Genomic DNA, 17,016 nt, shown 5'->3' on the forward strand with positions numbered 1-17,016 from the left:
ATTGCAAATGGACCTCACCGTAATCTCCACGTTTCGTTGCAACTCGAGATGCCAGATGTGTTACATCTGGAAAAATCCGACCGATCCAAAGGAAGAGGTCACGCTCGAGACCCTGGCGAAACTTCCTGCGGGGTTCGATAATCTCAATATCTCCGGCGGAGAGCCGACCCTGCGGAAGGATCTGGCCGAGATGGTGGACCTGCTTCACCCAAAGGCCCGGATCATAGAGATCAGCTCGAACGGCCTGCATCCCGAGCGTCTCCTGCCCATCGTCAAGAAGCACCCGAAGATCAAGGTTCGTTTCAGCCTCGAGGGTGACGCGACCACCAGCGACTGCATCCGCGGCGAGAAGGACGGCTACGCCACGAAGGTCGCCGGACTTCGCATGCTGCAGGAGGCAGGTGGGCAAGACCTTGGATTCGCCTTCGTCATCCAGGATGAGAATGTGGCGCAGCTCGTTCGAACCTATGAACTGGCGCGTTCGATGGGGTTCGAACTTGCGACATCGACGCTGCACAACGCGTGGCAATTCTACAAGAACGACAATTATTTCTATGAACGCGTCGCGGTGGCCCGGCAAGTCGAAGGGCTTATCACTGCGATGCTCAAGAGCAACAAGCCGAAGAACTGGTTTCGCGCCTACCTGAATCTGGGCTTGATCGAAAAGATCCTCGGCCACCCACGGTTGATCCGCTGCAGCGCGGGGACGGATTTCGCATTCATCGACCCATGGTCCGATGTGTGGGCCTGCAACGTGCGGTCGGACCTGCCGCTGGGTAATTTGGCGCGCCAGTCCTGGAGCGAGATCATGGCCAGTGACACGGCCAGGAACTCCGTCGCCAAGGTTCACGCTTGCCAACAGAACTGCTGGATGGTGACGACCGCGCGCACGGCAATGCGCTCAACGCTGATTCCGCAGGCACCGAAGATGGGGCCGCTCATCTGGGTGCTGAAGAACAAGCTAAAGGTCGAGCTCGGCCGACCGATCTGTTTCGATCAATACGTTGATTATTCCAACGTCGCGCCTACTCCGCGCGTCCAGCGAACGTCATTCCTCAACGAAAAGCAAAAGGCACGGTTGGTGCGCGGGAGAGACACGGCCGACGCCCGATATCCACTCAAGGAATTTATCAATAACTAATTCGACAGGAGGGTGCAGTGAGTGCGGATCATCTGGTACTGCGGGTGATCATGCTTGGCTTGCGTGGATTTCCCAATGTGCAGGGAGGAGTGGAAGTTCACGCGGAGCACCTGTGCCCCCATCTCAAGGAACTGGGCTGCGATGTCGAGGTAATCGTTCGCTCCTCCTATATGCCGCCTGATCGCGGCGACGAGTGGCACGGCGTACGCTACCAGCGGGTATGGTGTCCGAAGACCTCGGGTCTTGAGACAATCGTCCATTCGTTCCTCGGGGTGCTTGTCGCTGCATGGCAGCGGCCGGACGTGCTGCACATCCAGGCCATCGGACCGGCCCTGATGGCGCCACTCGCGCGCTTGCTGGGACTGCATGTTGTGGTGACGCACCACGGCCCGGATTACGAACGGGAGAAGTGGGGCCGATTGGCCAGGATGGCCCTGCGCGCCGGCGAGGCCTGGGGCATGCGATTTTCCGACGGCCGCATCGTCATCTCCCAGACCATCCGAAAGCTGGTGCGGGAAAAGTACGGCCTGAATTCGGACCTCATTCCAAACGGCGTCACCTTGCCCGACGTGCCGAAAAGCACTTCGGTGCTGGACAAGCTTGGGCTTACGCCGGGACGATATGTGTTGATGGTGGGCCGGCTGGTGCCGGAGAAGCGGCACACCGACCTGATTCAGGCCTTTGCCGATGCCAGGCTCACCGGATGGAAGCTCGTGTTCGTCGGCGCCTCCGAGCATCCAGACGCCTACACCGAGATGCTTGCGGCACGCGCTGGGGCGACTGCTGGGGTCATCATGGCGGGCTTCCAGTGCGGGCTCGCACTGCGGGAGCTATACGCCCACGCAGGCATTTTCGTTCTGCCATCCTCGCACGAAGGCTTGCCGATCGCGCTGCTGGAAGCTCTGAGCTTCGGTTTGCCCGTGGTGGCCAGTGACATTCCTGCTCACCTGGAGATCGGATTGAATGACGCGCACTATTTTCATGTGGGAGATGTATCAGCGCTCGCGGATCGCCTGGCATCGTTTGCACACAGTCCGTGGCCGTTGGAGTTGCGGGAGAAGACGCGCAACTGGTTGGCCGAACGGGAAGACTGGCGCTCGATCGCAGAGCGCACTCTCGGATGCTATCGCAGGGCGATTGAACCTCGTCGAGGCGGTCCTCATGCGCGGTCCCGGACGGCGCCGCCCAGCACCGCCTAGCGAGCTGCGCACGCGGCGCATCGGCCAACGCGCGATTCCCGTCCCGCAATTGAGGTATCGCCTCAAACCGATCGAACCAAAGCGACGTTCAAGATGAATATGCTTTTGCTGTATTTCCTCATCTATACGTTCTTTCGATCGATCTCCAACGGCCTCGACCGTCTGTCCGGGACGAGCTTTTCCATGATCCTGTCGCTCACCGTCATCGGGATCGGTGTTGTGGCCGCCTGGCACGCGCGACATGTCAGGATACATAAAAGACTGTTCGTGCTCTTGATAGCCATGTCCGTCTTTGTTGCCGCTTGCATCCTGTCTTTTGTCACCAATGGCTTCGGAGCCGGCAAGATCGTCAACCAGTATGCCGCCTTGTACGAGATGTTCAGGTACGTGCACCTGATCATGTTCGTCACACTACTTGCTGCCCTTTATCGTCATCCGGATTTTTGCCCGCGCCTCCATCGTGTTTATATGTGGCTGTTGTTCATCATTTCCGCGGTGGGGCTCGGTCAATACCTGACCGGTCATGCAGAGCTCGTCACGCAATACGACAAGTTTGAACGGGTGGCGGGTCTTTCTTCGCACCCCGTACCCTACAGCCTGGAGATCGTGCTGACCTTTTTCGTTTGCGAGCTGTCGCGACGGAAAATGCGCCTTCCCATTCAGCACTTTCACCTCGCGGTGTACTTGCTGTTTGTTGTTGCCCTTGTCCTTTCTGCTTCAAGGACCGGCGTCGCGCTGCTCGGGGTGGCCCTCAGCGTATACCTCTTCATCCAGAGGCCTCGCCTCCTTCCCGCGTTCGCGGCAGCATTCGCGATCCTCCTATGGCTGTCTCCATTTGGAGAGTTGTTTTCGGACCTGAAGACCGTTCCGGACTACATCATGAACGGCGAATATGTGGTGTGGGACTGGCAAACCGCGGTGACCTCGGTCCATTGGCGCATTCACCACTGGTACTATCTGTCCACGCTTGGGTTGGAACGAGCATGGATCGGATATGGCCCCGGTCAAACCCCGATCTACAGTCCGTTCCTTCTGCAGGCACACAATCAGTTCGTGGAGATATTCTTCGATACGGGCATGGTAGGCCTGATCTCCTTTGCCGCGTTTTGGTTCAGCCTTCCGCTGGCTGCAATGTCCGACCGGCGACGGATCATCAACACATTCGGAAAGAAATCAGCGGAAGCCGGAATTCTGCATTTCTGGGTTGCCATCTTTGTCGGCGTGACGCTGGTTGCATTACTCGATCAAAGCTTCAACCGGGAAACAGTGGCGTTCTCGCATTTGATCGTCACCGTTTTCATAATCCTGTCTCAGCCGGAAGCGGTCACCGCGCGAAACCCCGGATGGTCCTTCCGCCAGCTTTTGATGACCGCCGGTTCGCCGGCCAGCGCAGCATTTGGAGAACGTAACCTTGCAGTCGCGGAAGAACGGCGTTCCACCTAGATCTCGACCTGGATTGAGCCGGCGTCACGCACTTCGGGCCGCCGCCTGCGCGGTTGGGTACGGCGTGACGCGATCGCCGGTCTTCGGACAGCCAACCGCCGCGCCGTCCCTTGATCGCCAGTCGGACGTCGCGTTCACGTCGTCGCACGACCGCCTGCGCGGCATAAACATCCAGCAGCCTTTCGCGCATTGGCAGAAAGGTGAGCCCTGGAACATCCGCAGGGGCTGGGACAGCTGGATGCCGAAACAGCGGCTCGAAAGAATCGCTGCCAGCGGAGTCGACTTCCTGCGCATCTGTGTCGATCCAGCGCCGCTACTCGCTGTCGAGTCCAAGGCCGATTTGACCTCAGGCATCGAAACTGTCCTTCGATCTGTCGACGCCGTCCTTCAGGCTGGCATGAAGGTGTTATTCGACGTTCACGTCAGTACGGAGCACGAGGACTGGAACATTCAGACGTTGACCGATGGACTCGCAGGCCCGCATTTCCTGCGTCTTGTCGAAGTCGAGACGAGCATCGCGGCGGCATTGCAGACGAGATATGAGCCCAAGTCGGTCGCGTTGGAGCTGTTCAATGAACCGCCGCCGCCGTCGGATTTCAGCTCCAAGACGGCTTGGGCGGAACAGCTCAAACATCTTTACGACGCAGTACGATCAGCCGCTCCGAAACACACGCTGCTACTTTCAGGAATGAATTACGCGAGCATCGATGGTCTGCTCTCGATCGACGTAAAGGCCTTCGACGCGAATACGATATTCGTTTTTCACTACTACGAGCCGTTCATATTCACTCTTCAGGGCGTCAATCTATCCTATAGCAAATATTTGCATCGCCTTCAGTTTCCCCCGCAACCCGGCGACCGCGCTCGGGCGATCGAGCGAGCGATAGGTCTGTTGAAATCGGATGAGCAAACCTCCGTGTTGCGAAAGGAGTACCTTGTCCAGCAGCTGATGAGCGGCGCCGATCAATATTTCAATGTCCCTCAGGATATCGAGTTCATCCGTCGCAGAGTGGGCGAGGTCGCCGCTTGGTCCGACCAGAACAAGGTCGATCGCAAGCGCATCATGTGCGGTGAGTTCGGATGTTTTGGCGACTTCGCCGGTCGCACCGGTGCCGCGTTATCGGATCGGGCGATGTGGTTGCAGTCGGTGCGTCAAGCCGTCGAGGACAACGGATTTGGCTGGTGCGTTCACGACCTTGATGAGTCGTTTCGCATCACCAGCGACAACGGCGCATTTATCCCAGAGCTCTTGGCAGCGCTCGGTCTGCGCAAGCCATGAGACCGTAGGCTGAGCCAGGCGAAGCCGACGCGACGTTGCAGAAATCAAATATGGCGTGAAACCGACCACCGCGGCAAATGTCAGCGGAAAATCGCCCATGTGGAGTAAATGCCGGTCAGGTATACGTGTGTATAAATCACACTTTGAAAGTTTTTTTGCCATTTTTGATTATTAACCAACCGGCTCAGCAGTCGGGGGGGCCAACTTCCAAAAAACCCACTGCTTGAAATCTCCTCGCGGTTCGAGGCTGCAAGTCATTGGAATCTGTTCGCGACTGAAGTCGCGAGCATGCAATCTGTCGCACATCCCTGATGCGCGGCAGCGGAATTCCTCGTCCTTAAATCTGGTCTGCAATGGAGAACTAAAGTGGCGCTGACCGATGTCACCTATCAAAATACGCCTGGCAACAGCGAAGGGTTTCCGCTTGGCGTTCCCACAAGCTATTCCTGGTACGGCGGGAGCACCGGCCATACAGGTAGCACCCCGCCCTCCAATTTCACCGCCGTCACAGGGTGGGGACAGGTCTATCCCCAATCCGGGGCAAGCAACGATTCTAATCCGGCCAACGTCCAGATCGCGAACTTCCAGACGTGGGTGCATCTGAAAACTGGCGGCTGGTCTCTCGTGCAAGATCAGGCGACGGACCCGATCGCCGGATCTCAGTTTCTCGCTGACTTTTCCGGAAACACGAACTCTGCCTGGAGCGTGACAAGGCAGGCGGACGGCAGCGCGATGGGCGCTGCGCCCCTCAGCGGATACAACGACCATTTCTGGCCGGGCTCGCGCGGCACCTATTCTGCCGGAACGGTCGATGGCGTCTATGTCCAGGCCGATATGAGGACCACTGATCCGAACGAGCATCTCGTTGCCGATCTGGGAGCTGATTGGTGGTCGAACTCGACGGCCGCATACGTCGATGGCTTCTCTAACAATCCCGGTGCCGGGATGAGCGATTGGGTCGCACTGACGACGAACTACAAGACCCTTTACTTCACCTCGATGACTTCTGCGCAGTTGCAGGGCGATCTGCCGCCTCCGCTGCAGGGCACCTCTTCGCCGACGACGCCCACGACGCCGACAACGCCGACGACGCCGACCGATCCCACGATACCGGCGCAGCCGACGACGCCGACCGACCCCACGACGCCGACAACCCCCACGACTCCAAGCGTGACCGCACCGGTGCTCGACGTCGCGGACAAGTCGCTCTGGGTGGCCGGCAGAGGCGGTCAGGTCGACCTGGGGACGACCATTACGACGACCGACCCCAACGATAACCTCACCCTCAGTATCATGGGATTGCCGCGATACGAGACGATCACGACCGGCGACGGCACGACGCTCAGGGGCAACAACATCACCCTGACGTCCGCGCAGGTCGACAGCGGACTGACGCTGACATCGTACTACAGGGGCAATGCTCATCCGGTCGCGAACCTCACGCTGACCGCGAGCGCTATGGATCCGACCACCGGCGCAGTGATGTCGTCGGACCCGCAGACGATCCGCGTGACGGATCCCCGGCCGTCCAGCTGGACTGGCGGAAACGCAGGGAGCTGGGCAAACCACGGCTTTGCGCAGTTGCAGCAGCAGATGGGCGACACGAGCACCCTGGCGAACACAGCATCGCAGACGACCGGTTGGGCCGATCAAGGCGCGCGAGCGTCCCAGGCAAGCCAGGGCTTTGCGCTGCTGAACCAGTATCTGGCCGGCAGCTCCGGTCGGGTCGACGCTGGTCAGATCGCGGCGGCCATGTCGAATGCGAACAGCTGGACGCACAACTCGTTCCTGAGCAAACCTCAGGGTTGATCCGGCTACTGCACCCGGGGGCTCTGCGCCCGGGTGCAGTACCATCAACGTGTTGGGAGTCGGAAACGGGCGGTCGATCGCGGACGGTAACGGCGAAGGGACTGCCACGCGCGGGTCTTGGGGTCTCGGTTGGCTTCATCGCTCGCATCTGTTTCCAAGCGATCAAAATGCGTGCTGGCGCAACAGCTTCGGGTATGCGGCAAATTTGCGCGCAACATAACGGTGCAAAAATCAAGATTTGAAACTTTTTTCGCCATTTTTGCGCATTAACGAACCGGTTCAGCAGTCGGGGGGCAGGTCTAAAATCCCACTGCTTTGAAATCCCCTCGCGGTTCGAGGCCCTAGTGCTTTGATGTTGCTTGCGCCTTTAGGCTGCGAGCAAGCGGTATGTCGCATGCTCTGTCGATGCGCGGCATTGGAATTCCCAGTCTTTGGAAATGCATGAGAAGGAACACTAACGCGGCCGGGTAGCCGCGAAGGGTTGAGTAAGAATGGCGATCCAGAACGGAAATGCCCCCGCCGCAGATCTAGGGCTTCGCGCGCTAGCTCTGTTCCTGCGCCTCCATGGCGTGAATACTGTGCCGGACCAGCTCCGCGATCGTTGCGGGAGCGACGAGATCGGCGTCCGCGCGATGCTTCGCTGCGCGCGCGAATTCGGAGTCAAGGTCCGCTCGCGGACAATGGATTGGACCCGCCTTGCGGGTATCCAGCTGCCCGGAATCGCCTCGCTGCGTGACGGTGGATTTCTGCTGCTGGGCAAGATCGACGACCAGGTGGCGCTTGTGCTGCACCCGACCTCGCCGCATCCGAGCCGGATGACGCGCGCGGAATTCGAAGCGATCTGGGATGGCGGTTTGATCTGTGCTGGATCACAGAGCCTCGCGCAGCGCGCACGTCATGCATTTGCCGGCATCCGCACGCGCTCGTTTGACCTCGGCGCCGGCCTGATGCACCGCGCCGGCGAGGGCCTGATGCGGGCTCGTGACGGTCTCACGAAGAGCTTCTTGGCGATGAGACCTGGCATCCTGATGCGCGGGCCTCGCGACGATGCCGCAATCCATCCGGCGAACACAAACACCGAATCCCCGGCCGCCGGCGTCGAATCCGAACATGACGATGAATCCGGGCTCATTGCGCTGGCGATCTTGCTGCGTTGCCATGGCATCGCTGCCGACCCCGGCCAAATTCGTCACCGGATCGGCGCGGCGCGCCTCGGCGTTACTGAAATCCTGCGCTGCGCCAAGGATTTCGGACTCAAGGCAAAGGTGCAGAGGACGAGCTGGAACAGGCTTGCCGTCACCCCGCTGCCGGGAATTGCGGTTCTGCGCGACGGCAGCTTCCTGATCCTCGGCAAGGTTATCGACGACAAGCTTCTCGTTCAGCGCCCGCTGTCTCCGCGGCCCGAAGCAATCACCCAGGCCCAACTCGAGGCGATCTGGGACGGCGGCATCATCCTGATGGCCCGGCGCGCCAGCCTGACCGACCTCGCGCGGCGCTTCGATATCTCCTGGTTCGTCGGCGCCATGCAAAAGTATCGTCGCCTGCTCGGCGAGGTGCTGGCGGCGTCGTTCTTCCTTCAGATCTTCGCCGTTGTCTCACCGCTGTTCTTCCAGGTGGTGATCGACAAGGTGCTCGTGCATCGAAGCATGAGCACGCTCGACGTGCTGGTCGTCGGGCTTGTCGTACTGACCGTGTTCGAGGCCGTTCTCGAGACGCTGCGCGTCTATCAGTTCGCGCATACGACAAACCGTATCGACGTCGAGCTCGGCGCCAGGCTGTTCCGTCACCTGCTGGCGCTGCCGATCGCCTATTTCCAGACCCGCCGCGTCGGCGATTCGGTGGCGCGCGTCCGCGAGCTCGAGAACATCCGCCAGTTCCTGACCAGCTCGGCGCTCACGCTGGTGATCGATCTGCTGTTCACCGTCGTCTTCCTTGCAGTGATGTTCTATTACTCGACGACGTTGACGTGGATCGTGCTGGCGTCCTTCCCGCTCTACATCGGCATCTCCGCGGGAGCCGCGCCGCTGTTCCGTCGGCGCCTCGACGAGAAATTCAATCGCGGCTCCGAGAACCAGGCCTTCCTGGTCGAGAGCGTCACCGGTATCGAGACGCTGAAGGCCATGGCGGTCGAGCCGCAGATGCAGCGCCGCTGGGAGGAGCAGCTCGCCGGCTATGTGTCCGCAAGCTTCCGCGTGCTCAGCCTGAACAACACGGCGAGCCAGGCGGTCCAGATGATCAACAAGCTGGTCATCGCCGCGACCCTTTACTTCGGCGCCCGCCTGGTGGTCAGCGGGGACCTGACTGTCGGTGAGCTCGTCGCGTTCAACATGCTGGCCGCGCGTGTCAGCGCGCCGGTTCTGCGACTCGCGCAGATCTGGCAGGACTTCCATCAGGCCCGCCTGTCGATCGATCGTCTCGGCGACATCCTCAACACCATTCCCGAGCCGAGCTTCACGCCGGCCCGCGCGGCGCTGCCACCGATCCGCGGTCAGGTCACATTCGAGCACGCGACTTTCCGCTACCGCATCGACGGCCCCGAGGTGCTGCACGACGTGTCCTTCAGCGTCGAGCCAGGCCAGGTCATCGGCATCGTGGGTTCGTCGGGCTCGGGCAAGAGCACCATCACCAAGCTGATCCAGCGTCTCTATGTCCCGGAAAGCGGGCGCGTGCTCGTCGACGGCGTCGACCTCGCGATGGTCGATCTGAGCTGGCTGCGGCGCCAGATCGGCGTCGTGTTGCAGGAGAACGTACTGTTCAACTGCACGGTTCGCGACAACATCGCGCTGGCCGATCCGGCGATGCCGATGGAGCGCGTCATCGAAGCGGCGGAGCTAGCCGGCGCCCACGACTTCATCCTCGAACTGCCGGAGGGTTACGACACCGTCGTGGGTGAGCGCGGCAGCAGCCTGTCCGGCGGGCAGCGCCAGCGAATCGCAATCGCGCGTGCACTCATCACCGATCCACGCATCCTGATCCTGGACGAGGCGACCAGCGCGCTGGACTACGAAAGCGAGCGCGCGATCCAGCAGAACATGAGGCGGATTTCCGCCGGCCGGACCGTGTTCGTCATCGCCCACCGGCTGTCGACGGTGCGCAATGCAAGCCGGATCATCACCCTCGAGCATGGCCGCATCGTCGAGGACGGCAGCCATGACGAGCTGATCCGCACCAACGGCCGTTACGCCAACCTCCATTATCTGCAGGCCGGTATCCATGACGTCCGCTAGCCGCAATGTCGTCGCGTTCCCGAGACGCGAACCTCGCCGCCGCGAGCACGAAATCGCCTTTCTGCCGGCGGCGCTCGAGATCGCCGAATCGCCGCCGTCGCCGATCGGGCGCGCGATCGGGGCCTGCATCATCGCCGCGTTCTGCATCGCGCTGTTGTGGGCGACGCTCGGCAGCGTCGATATCGTCGCCAGCGCGACCGGCAAGATCGTGCCGGGCGGGCGCACCAAGCTGATCCAGCCGTTCGAGACCGGTGTGGTCCGCGCTATCCGCGTCCGCGACGGCCAGAGCGTCAAGGCCGGCGACGTCCTGATCGAGCTGGATCCGACAATGACGGAAGCCGACCAGGAACGCCAGAAGAGCGATCTGCTTGCAGCCGAGCTGGACGTCGCGCGGCTGCGCGCCGCGCTGGCCGCAGACCCGCTCGCGGCCTTCCGGCCGCCGCAAAACGCAAGTGCGGCCGAAATCGAGATGCATCGCCAGTTCCTGATCAGCCAGCGCGCCGAACAGAGCGCAAAGCTTTCTGAAATCGAGCGTCAGCAGGGGCAGAAGGAGGCGGAACGGGCGACCACATCGGCGAGCGTCGACAAGCTGGAGGCGACGATTCCGGTACTGAAGGAGCGCGTCGATATCCGCAAGGGTCTCGTCGAGAAGGCATTGGCGTCGAAGGTCGTCTATCTCTCCGAATATCAGGAACTGGTCGCCATGCAGCAGGACCTCGTCCTGCAGCAGAGCCGGCTGCGCGAAGCCGATGCGGCGATCGCGCTGCTGAAGGAGACCAAGGACAAGACTGCCGCGGAGTATCGCCGCGCGACCTATGATGCTCTTGCGAAGGCCGAGCAGAAAGCTGCGAGCGCCGCGCAGGAGGTGGTCAAGGCGGATCGGCGAACGAAACTGCAGAGCCTGACCGCACCGGTCGACGGCGTCGTGCAGCAGCTTGCCGTTCATACGGTGGGCGGCGTGGTGACGCCCGCTCAGGCGCTGGCCGTCGTGGTCCCGAGCGAGAGCCAGCTCGAGATCGAGGCCATGCTGTCGAACCGCGACATCGGCTTCGTGCATCCCGGCCAGAAGGCGGAGATCAAGGTCGATACGTTCAACTTCACCCGGTACGGGCTGCTTCATGGCGATGTGCTCAGCGTGTCGACGGATGCCATCACGCGCGAAAAGCAACAGGGCAACCCCAATGACCGGACATTGGGCGCGGCGCAGAGCAGCAGCGAGCCTAAAGGTCAGGAGCTGGAATACGCCGCGCGCGTTTCGCTCGACCGGACGCACATGCAAATCGAGGACAAGCTCGTCAAGCTCGGGCCGGGCATGGCGGTGACGGTCGAAATCAAGACCGGCACGCGCAGGATCATCAGCTACCTGCTGTCGCCGCTGGCACGCTACCGGCAGGAAGCCCTGCGCGAACGCTAAAGCGAAGCCCGTCGCCGGACGTTGCGGCCGGGCGGGGCGCCACGCGCGTGAGAGCGAAGCTCGTCGCGGTGGCGCCCGTCGTTAGGACGATTGCGGTGAAATTGCCGGTGGATTGGCACATGCGCTATCGGCGCAGCGCTTCCAGACGCGATTTCGCCTCATGAACTCCCGCGGCGTTGGCCTTGGCGTAGAGGTCTTGCGCCCTGCGCTCGTCGCCGCGCGTGCCGTAAGTCCCCCACTTCGCAAGAATCAGGGGATCGTAGGTTTCTGCCAGCGCGAAGCTCGCCTGGGCGCTGCCCATTTCCACGGCGCGCTCGAGTACAAGCCGCGCCGCGCCTATGTCGCCCTGACGCAACAAGGAGCTCGCCCGCGCAACCAACCCTCCGGCTTCCGCAGCCTGCTCGGGAGCAGGCTGGGCAACCGCGCGAGCAGGCGCCGCTCGCGTCTGTTCGGCGGTTGGATTGGTGGCCACTTCGATGGACTTGTCCCGTGCGGTCGCACCGGTCGTCAACGCCGCGCCGTGCGCCTTGCGATCCTCGGCCTCATACGCATGGATTGCGCTCCGCGACAAAGGGAGGTGCTGGGGCTGCACGTCGATCCTGGCGCGCAATTGTCTCAATTCGGCAGCGCTGGCTTCCGCCGCCTGCTTCTGCAGCAAGATTTCCTCGCCTGCCTTTGCCGCCCGCGCCGTCTGGGTTTCGCTGTCGCGATGCGCTGCCGCCAGATCTTGCTCCAGCCGCGCGGACCGCTCACGCTCCTTTTGCAGGTCCGCCGCAGCGCTCTTTCCCACAGCTTGCAGCCGGGACGTTTCCTTGCCCGCTTCGGTCACCAGCACGGCCTTGCTCTCGACGTCACGTCGCGCCGCCGCGAGATCCTGCTCCAGCCGGGCGGACCGCTCACGCTCCTTTTGCAGCTCGGCCGCACCGCTCTTCTCCGCCGCCTTCAGCCGGGACGTTTCCTTGCCCGCTTCGCTCACCAGCACGGCCTTGCTCTCGATATCACGTCGCGCTGCCGCAAGATCCTGCTCCAGCCGGGCGGACCGCTCATGCTCCTTTTGCAGCTCGGCCGCACCGCTCTTCTCCACCGCCTTCAGCCGGGACGTTTCCTCGTCTGCTTTCGTCGCCAGCGCCGTCTTGGTCGCGACATCGCGCCGCGCTGCCGCGAGATCCTGCTCCAGCCGGTCGGCCCGCGCCGCTTGCAGTGAGTTCTGCAACTCCGCCGCACCGCTTTCCCTTTCCCGCTTCAGTCGGGCGGTTTCCTCGCCTGCTTTCGTCGCCAGCGCGGTTTGCGTCTCGACATCGCGTCGCGCAGCCGCAAGATCCTGCTCCAGCCGCACCAGTCGCTCACGTTCGTCCGGTGTGGATTTGTGAACCGAAGCCGCGCCGCTCTCGGCCGCCTGCCTGAGCTCCGCTGCTTCTTCACCGGCTTTGCGGGCCTGCGCCTCGAAGGCGTAGATCGTGCTTCGCGTCTGGGAAAGCTCCTGTGTCAGCGCGTCGGCCTTGGCACGCGAGTCCCGCAGCTCGGCGGCCCCGGCCTCCACCGTCCGCTTCTGCCGCAGGGCTTCATCGGCCGCCTTTGCCGCCAGCGCGGTCTGGGTCTCGGCATCACGCCGCGCGACCGCAAGATCCTGCTCCAGCCTTTCGGACCGCTCTCGCTCCTTTTGCAGGGAGCCCTGCGACTCGGCCGCTCCGCTTTCGCTTTGCTGTTTCAGTCGGGAAACCTCCTCGCCGGCTTTGGTCGCCAGCGCGGCCTGGGTCTCGACGTTGCTGCGGGCAGCCGCAAGGTCCCGCTCCAGCCGTGCGAACCGCTCACCTTCGTCGGGTGTGAATTTGCTGACCGAAGCCGTGCAGCTTGCAACCGCCTGCCTGAGCTCCGTCGCTTCGTCTCCGGATTTACGGACTTGGGCTTCGTATGCATAGATCGAGCTCCGCGACAGCGAGAGGTCTTGCGCCAGCGCCTCGGCTCGTTCGCGCAATTGCCTGAGCTCGGCAGCTCCGACGTCCGCTGCCTGCTTCTGCCGCAGGGCTTCTTCCTTCGTCGTTGTCGCCAACGCCATCTGGGTCTCGACATCGCGCCGCGCTGCCGCCAGATCCTGCTCCAGCTGCGCGCTCCGCTCGTGCTCCCTTTGCAGGGCCGACTGCAGCTCCGTAGCGCCGCTTTCACGCATCCCCTTCAGCTGGGAAACCTCCTCGCCTGCCTTTGCCGCCAGCGCCGTCTGAGTCTCGACGTTGCGGCGCAATGCCTCGAGAACCTGCTCGAGCCGCGCGGACCGCTCGCGCTCCCGCTGCAGATCCGCCGCGCCACCTTCCGCCGCTGCTTTCAGCCGAGACGCTTCCTCACCCGTTTTTGTCGCCAGCACGGTCTGGGTTTCGACATCACGCCGCGCTGCCGCCAGATCCCGCTCCAGGCGCTCCGCCCGCTCACGCGTCTCTTGCAGGGAGTTCAGCAACTCCGCGCCGCCCTGCGCGGCCTGCTTCTCTTCGGCCGCCTTGTCCGTCAACGCGGCCTGGGCCTCGATATCGCGGCGCGCCGCCGCGAGACTCTGCTCCATCGACTCGGCCCGATAGCGCTCTTGCTCGAGACGTTGCAGCAACTCGATGTCACGTCTTGCATTCGTCAGTTCGCAGGAGAGCGACTCCGCCCAGTTGTATTCCCGTTTCGAGGCCTGCCCCGTGTCGCCGACGCTCGCTTGGGCGACCTGCACCGGTCTGTCATTGCCGCCTCGACCCGGCGGCAAGGCTTCGGGAGCGCCGTTCCTTGCCGCTTCGATGAAAGCGGGACTACCGGCCGCCGCCGAATGCTGCGGTTGCGTCGAAGGGCGCGCCGGATCTGGGGAAGCCCGTGTTTCCGGCGCGCACACCATTGCGAGCATGGCAGCAGTCGTCCACGACAGCGCGGACCGTCCCGCCTTGGGCAGCAGGCGGCGCGACGAATCTGCGATGTCGCAGCCGGCAACTGCCTTGTCCTTGAGGATCACCGGGCCCATCCGCAATCACCTGTCGCGTGGCGACACGATCTGTTGAGGTACGGCATTATGCGCCGTACCGCAGCGCGAAGCCTACAGCCCGCATGGAGGACCCCACCCACCCCTTTCGGGTTAGGCCACAGGTCACGGCTTCACATAGGACCAGCCCTTCTCCTGCAGTTCCATCACGCGCACGACGCCTGACTTCACCACCTCCGCCTGGCGAACAATCGGGATATCCTTGTTCTCGGCCTTGTGCATTTTTTCCTGGGTATTGCCACAGGCCTTGAACGAGACCTCCGGCGTGCTCAGCGCCATTTCCTCGAGACGGGCTTTCACCGGCGAGGTGTCGTCGCGCAGCATGTGCAGGCCGGGTCCGAAGGTGACCACCTCGATCTTCACCTTCTCGCCGAGATCCTTGTAGTATTGCGCAACGTTGACTGCGTTGTTGAGCGCGAGATTCATGGCTGCGGGATCGTTCGTGTTCACCTGCAGGATCAGGTTGTGCGACTTGGCGTTGGATGGAAGCCGGGCGTTGGCGTCGAGAGGAGATCGTTCCCTCTTGTGGGTGGTCGCCTTGCGCGAGATATGAACCCTTTGGACCTTTTCTGAAACGTGCTGATAGTCCGCAGTGCGGTTCGTTGTTGTCGGTGTCCAGTACCGTCCGCCGCCTTGCTCCGCCGCAGCGTATGAAGCGGCCAGGAGCGCCGTTGCGGCTCCGATGATGGTTACCTTCGCAATATGCTGAAACACGCGCATGGATACCTCCTGTTAAAGACACGTTATTGAAATCCCTAGCCGTTGGGTTTTGCGGTCGGCTGTGGCCACCTGCAGGCAGCGGTGATCTTCGCGCGCACCACATCCATCCCGCCCAACGGAAACACCGCATCCAGCGCCGGTCCGGTACGGGGTGCGAGGTGAATACTGAGACCTCCGCCGTCCGGAAGGGACTGCAGCAAGCGAATCACGTCGCCGCCGAACGCAACGCCGGTCCCGGACGCAGGCACAGCTGCCGCGACTTGCTGCGGCGGACCGTCGTTGATGCGGTAGGAAATCGCATATCCATCGCCGCGACCGGACACGCGGGAGCCCGCGACGATCAGTTCGCTCCGCCCGCCATGGCAGCGAATCGAAAGCGTCATTGCGCTTTCGCCAGCACCGTCGCGCGATGACGTCGTGGCGGTGGCGACCGGTGAATAGTCGAGCGGTGAAGTCGTCAGGCTGACGACCCAGCTGTTACCCAGGTTCGCCTGGGGCAGCGCCGACGCCCGCGGTGTCTTCTCGGAGCACTCCGGCCGTTCGGAGCGTTCCTTGGCGGAGCAATCGCGGAGCTGAGCGATCTGGCGATATCCTGCCGCCTGCGCCGAAGCAATGCCGCTTGCGAGCAAGACTCCAGCCACCGCGCAGGTCGCCGCGCGTCTCATTGCGATGTATTTGCGGCGGCGCGCGGCTCGCGATCGAGCCACGCCTGCGCTGCGGGGAAGCGCGTCAGGCCGGGAACGGTCGCGGCGAGATTGATCGTCTTCCACTTTTGGTCGAAGCCCGGCTGCTGCAGCTTGTCGATCCGCGAGAACAGATACTCCACGAAGCGCGCAAGGCGCTCATAGCGGTTCGATTTGGCCGGAAAGTTGAAAGCCACCAGGGCGGTCGGCACGGCGATTGTCGTGACGCGCTCGCCCTGCTTGATGAGATTGGGATACTCCGTGGCCTCGAGCGAGGCGGGAAGATAAAAGTCTTCGAACCTCCTGTCATAGGGAACAGGCAGGAACTTGAACCCCGGGTCCCAGCGGCCGCGCACGAAGGCATCCACCGGCTTCGAGGTGATGAAGACGACCGCGGCCATCTCGCCCTTGCGCATCTGCTCGAGCGCGACCTGATGGGGAATGAATGTTTTTTCCACATCGAGGCCAAGGCGGCTGAAGATCAGCGGCCCCGAATAGGCCGCTGCGGTACCCAGATTATTGAAGTTCACCTTCTTGCCGGCGAGATCGCTCAGGCTTTGGATCTCGGGACGAACGAAGATATGCAGTTCGGACGGAAACAGGTTCAGCACGAAAGCCAGCCGTTGCTGGATATCCGGCACCTGGCTCCTGTATTCCTCGAGCACGTCGGAATTGATGATGGCGGCATCGATGCCGCGCAAATACAGCAGCGAGTTCACATTCTCCGTCGGCCCGCGCGTCACGACCGGCAACACATGCAGCTTGTCGCCATCGTCTACCACGCGGGCGATTTCGGCCGCGAGACGAATGGGCGCGCCCTCGAGCAGGCCCCCGGCGAGGCCGATCGTCCAGGCATTCATCGTCACCTGCGGCTTTTGCGGCGGCGGCTCACGGCGCAATTGACGCGGTGCAGCAGGTTGCGCCTGTGCATCCACGTTTGACAGCGGAACGGTCGTGAGCAGCGGAATCAGCAGCGCCAGCATGCGCAACGGGTGCAATTCCCTTTTTGCGGTCTGTCCCATGGGATCTCCGCCCTCGCCGATCGGTGATTTTGTCGTAGTTTCATGCAGTTCATCGGCGCGCGCTATTTCTCCCCA

Annotated in this window: 11 protein-coding genes; 7 read left to right on the forward strand and 4 right to left on the reverse strand. The window is 62.4% G+C overall.

Going from position 1 to position 17,016, the window contains the following annotated elements:
* The first annotated feature begins 7 nt into the window (after positions 1-7).
* The 7 genes from ACZBJS_RS21560 to ACZBJS_RS21590 all read left to right on the forward strand — a co-directional run bounded on the left by ACZBJS_RS21560 (position 8) and on the right by ACZBJS_RS21590 (position 11,512).
* Positions 8-1,141 carry a radical SAM protein gene (locus ACZBJS_RS21560; RefSeq protein ID WP_316395473.1) on the forward strand — a complete coding sequence of 378 codons (1,134 nt, stop codon included), beginning with the start codon at positions 8-10 and terminating at the stop codon, positions 1,139-1,141.
* Positions 1,142-1,158: 17 nt separating this feature from the next.
* On the forward strand, positions 1,159-2,340 hold the full coding sequence (locus tag ACZBJS_RS21565) for a glycosyltransferase family 4 protein (protein WP_253588582.1): 1,182 nt from the start codon (positions 1,159-1,161) through the stop codon (positions 2,338-2,340).
* A gap of 93 nt (positions 2,341-2,433) precedes the next feature.
* Positions 2,434-3,783 carry an O-antigen ligase family protein gene (locus ACZBJS_RS21570; RefSeq protein WP_229189966.1) on the forward strand — a complete coding sequence of 450 codons (1,350 nt, stop codon included), beginning with the start codon at positions 2,434-2,436 and terminating at the stop codon, positions 3,781-3,783.
* Positions 3,784-3,847: 64 nt separating this feature from the next.
* Positions 3,848-5,062: a glycoside hydrolase family 5 protein gene (locus ACZBJS_RS21575; protein ID WP_316395472.1), complete on the forward strand. Its 1,215-nt coding sequence runs from the start codon at positions 3,848-3,850 to the stop codon at positions 5,060-5,062.
* A 366-nt stretch (positions 5,063-5,428) separates the two neighbouring features.
* Positions 5,429-6,871, forward strand: a complete 1,443-nt coding sequence (locus ACZBJS_RS21580) for a hypothetical protein (protein ID WP_316395471.1) — start codon at positions 5,429-5,431, stop codon at positions 6,869-6,871.
* A 491-nt stretch (positions 6,872-7,362) separates the two neighbouring features.
* Complete coding sequence (locus ACZBJS_RS21585; RefSeq protein ID WP_092079169.1) at positions 7,363-10,098, forward strand: type I secretion system permease/ATPase; 2,736 nt, start codon at positions 7,363-7,365, stop codon at positions 10,096-10,098.
* Entirely contained in the window at positions 10,085-11,512 is a 1,428-nt protein-coding gene (locus ACZBJS_RS21590; RefSeq protein ID WP_092079172.1) for an HlyD family type I secretion periplasmic adaptor subunit, read from the forward strand. Before ACZBJS_RS21585 ends, ACZBJS_RS21590 begins: the two co-directional genes overlap by 14 nt.
* A 124-nt stretch (positions 11,513-11,636) precedes the next feature.
* On the opposite strand, the gene ACZBJS_RS21595 is transcribed toward ACZBJS_RS21590, so the two are convergent.
* The 4 genes from ACZBJS_RS21595 to ACZBJS_RS21610 all read right to left on the reverse strand — a co-directional run bounded on the left by ACZBJS_RS21595 (position 11,637) and on the right by ACZBJS_RS21610 (position 16,902).
* The gene (locus ACZBJS_RS21595) at positions 11,637-14,498 is read right to left on the reverse strand and encodes a coiled-coil domain-containing protein (protein WP_316395469.1); all 2,862 of its coding nucleotides are present in this window, start codon (positions 14,496-14,498) and stop codon (positions 11,637-11,639) included.
* Positions 14,499-14,621: 123 nt separating this feature from the next.
* Positions 14,622-15,236: a DsrE family protein gene (locus tag ACZBJS_RS21600; protein ID WP_057021157.1), complete on the reverse strand. Its 615-nt coding sequence runs from the start codon at positions 15,234-15,236 to the stop codon at positions 14,622-14,624.
* Positions 15,237-15,271: 35 nt separating this feature from the next.
* A complete protein-coding gene (locus tag ACZBJS_RS21605) occupies positions 15,272-15,865 on the reverse strand; it encodes a hypothetical protein (protein ID WP_229157735.1) in 594 nt (197 codons plus the stop codon).
* A gap of 32 nt (positions 15,866-15,897) precedes the next feature.
* The gene (locus tag ACZBJS_RS21610) at positions 15,898-16,902 is read right to left on the reverse strand and encodes a TAXI family TRAP transporter solute-binding subunit (RefSeq protein ID WP_057021156.1); all 1,005 of its coding nucleotides are present in this window, start codon (positions 16,900-16,902) and stop codon (positions 15,898-15,900) included.
* Positions 16,903-17,016: the final 114 nt, after the last annotated feature.

The sequence above is a fragment of the Bradyrhizobium sp. KZN70725 genome, assembly GCF_055264925.1.

Bases quoted from the DNA above. Each gene is read 5' to 3' on its own strand.
- ACZBJS_RS21570 (WP_229189966.1), top strand. From the start codon at position 2,434: ATGAATATGCTTTTGCTGTATTTCCTCATCTATACGTTCTTTCGATCG.
- ACZBJS_RS21595 (WP_316395469.1), bottom strand. From the start codon at position 14,498: ATGGGCCCGGTGATCCTCAAGGACAAGGCAGTTGCCGGCTGCGACATC.
- ACZBJS_RS21585 (WP_092079169.1), top strand. From the start codon at position 7,363: ATGGCGATCCAGAACGGAAATGCCCCCGCCGCAGATCTAGGGCTTCGC.
- ACZBJS_RS21560 (WP_316395473.1), top strand. From the start codon at position 8: ATGGACCTCACCGTAATCTCCACGTTTCGTTGCAACTCGAGATGCCAG.
- ACZBJS_RS21610 (WP_057021156.1), bottom strand. From the start codon at position 16,902: ATGCTGGCGCTGCTGATTCCGCTGCTCACGACCGTTCCGCTGTCAAAC.
- ACZBJS_RS21600 (WP_057021157.1), bottom strand. From the start codon at position 15,236: ATGCGCGTGTTTCAGCATATTGCGAAGGTAACCATCATCGGAGCCGCA.
- ACZBJS_RS21590 (WP_092079172.1), top strand. From the start codon at position 10,085: ATGACGTCCGCTAGCCGCAATGTCGTCGCGTTCCCGAGACGCGAACCT.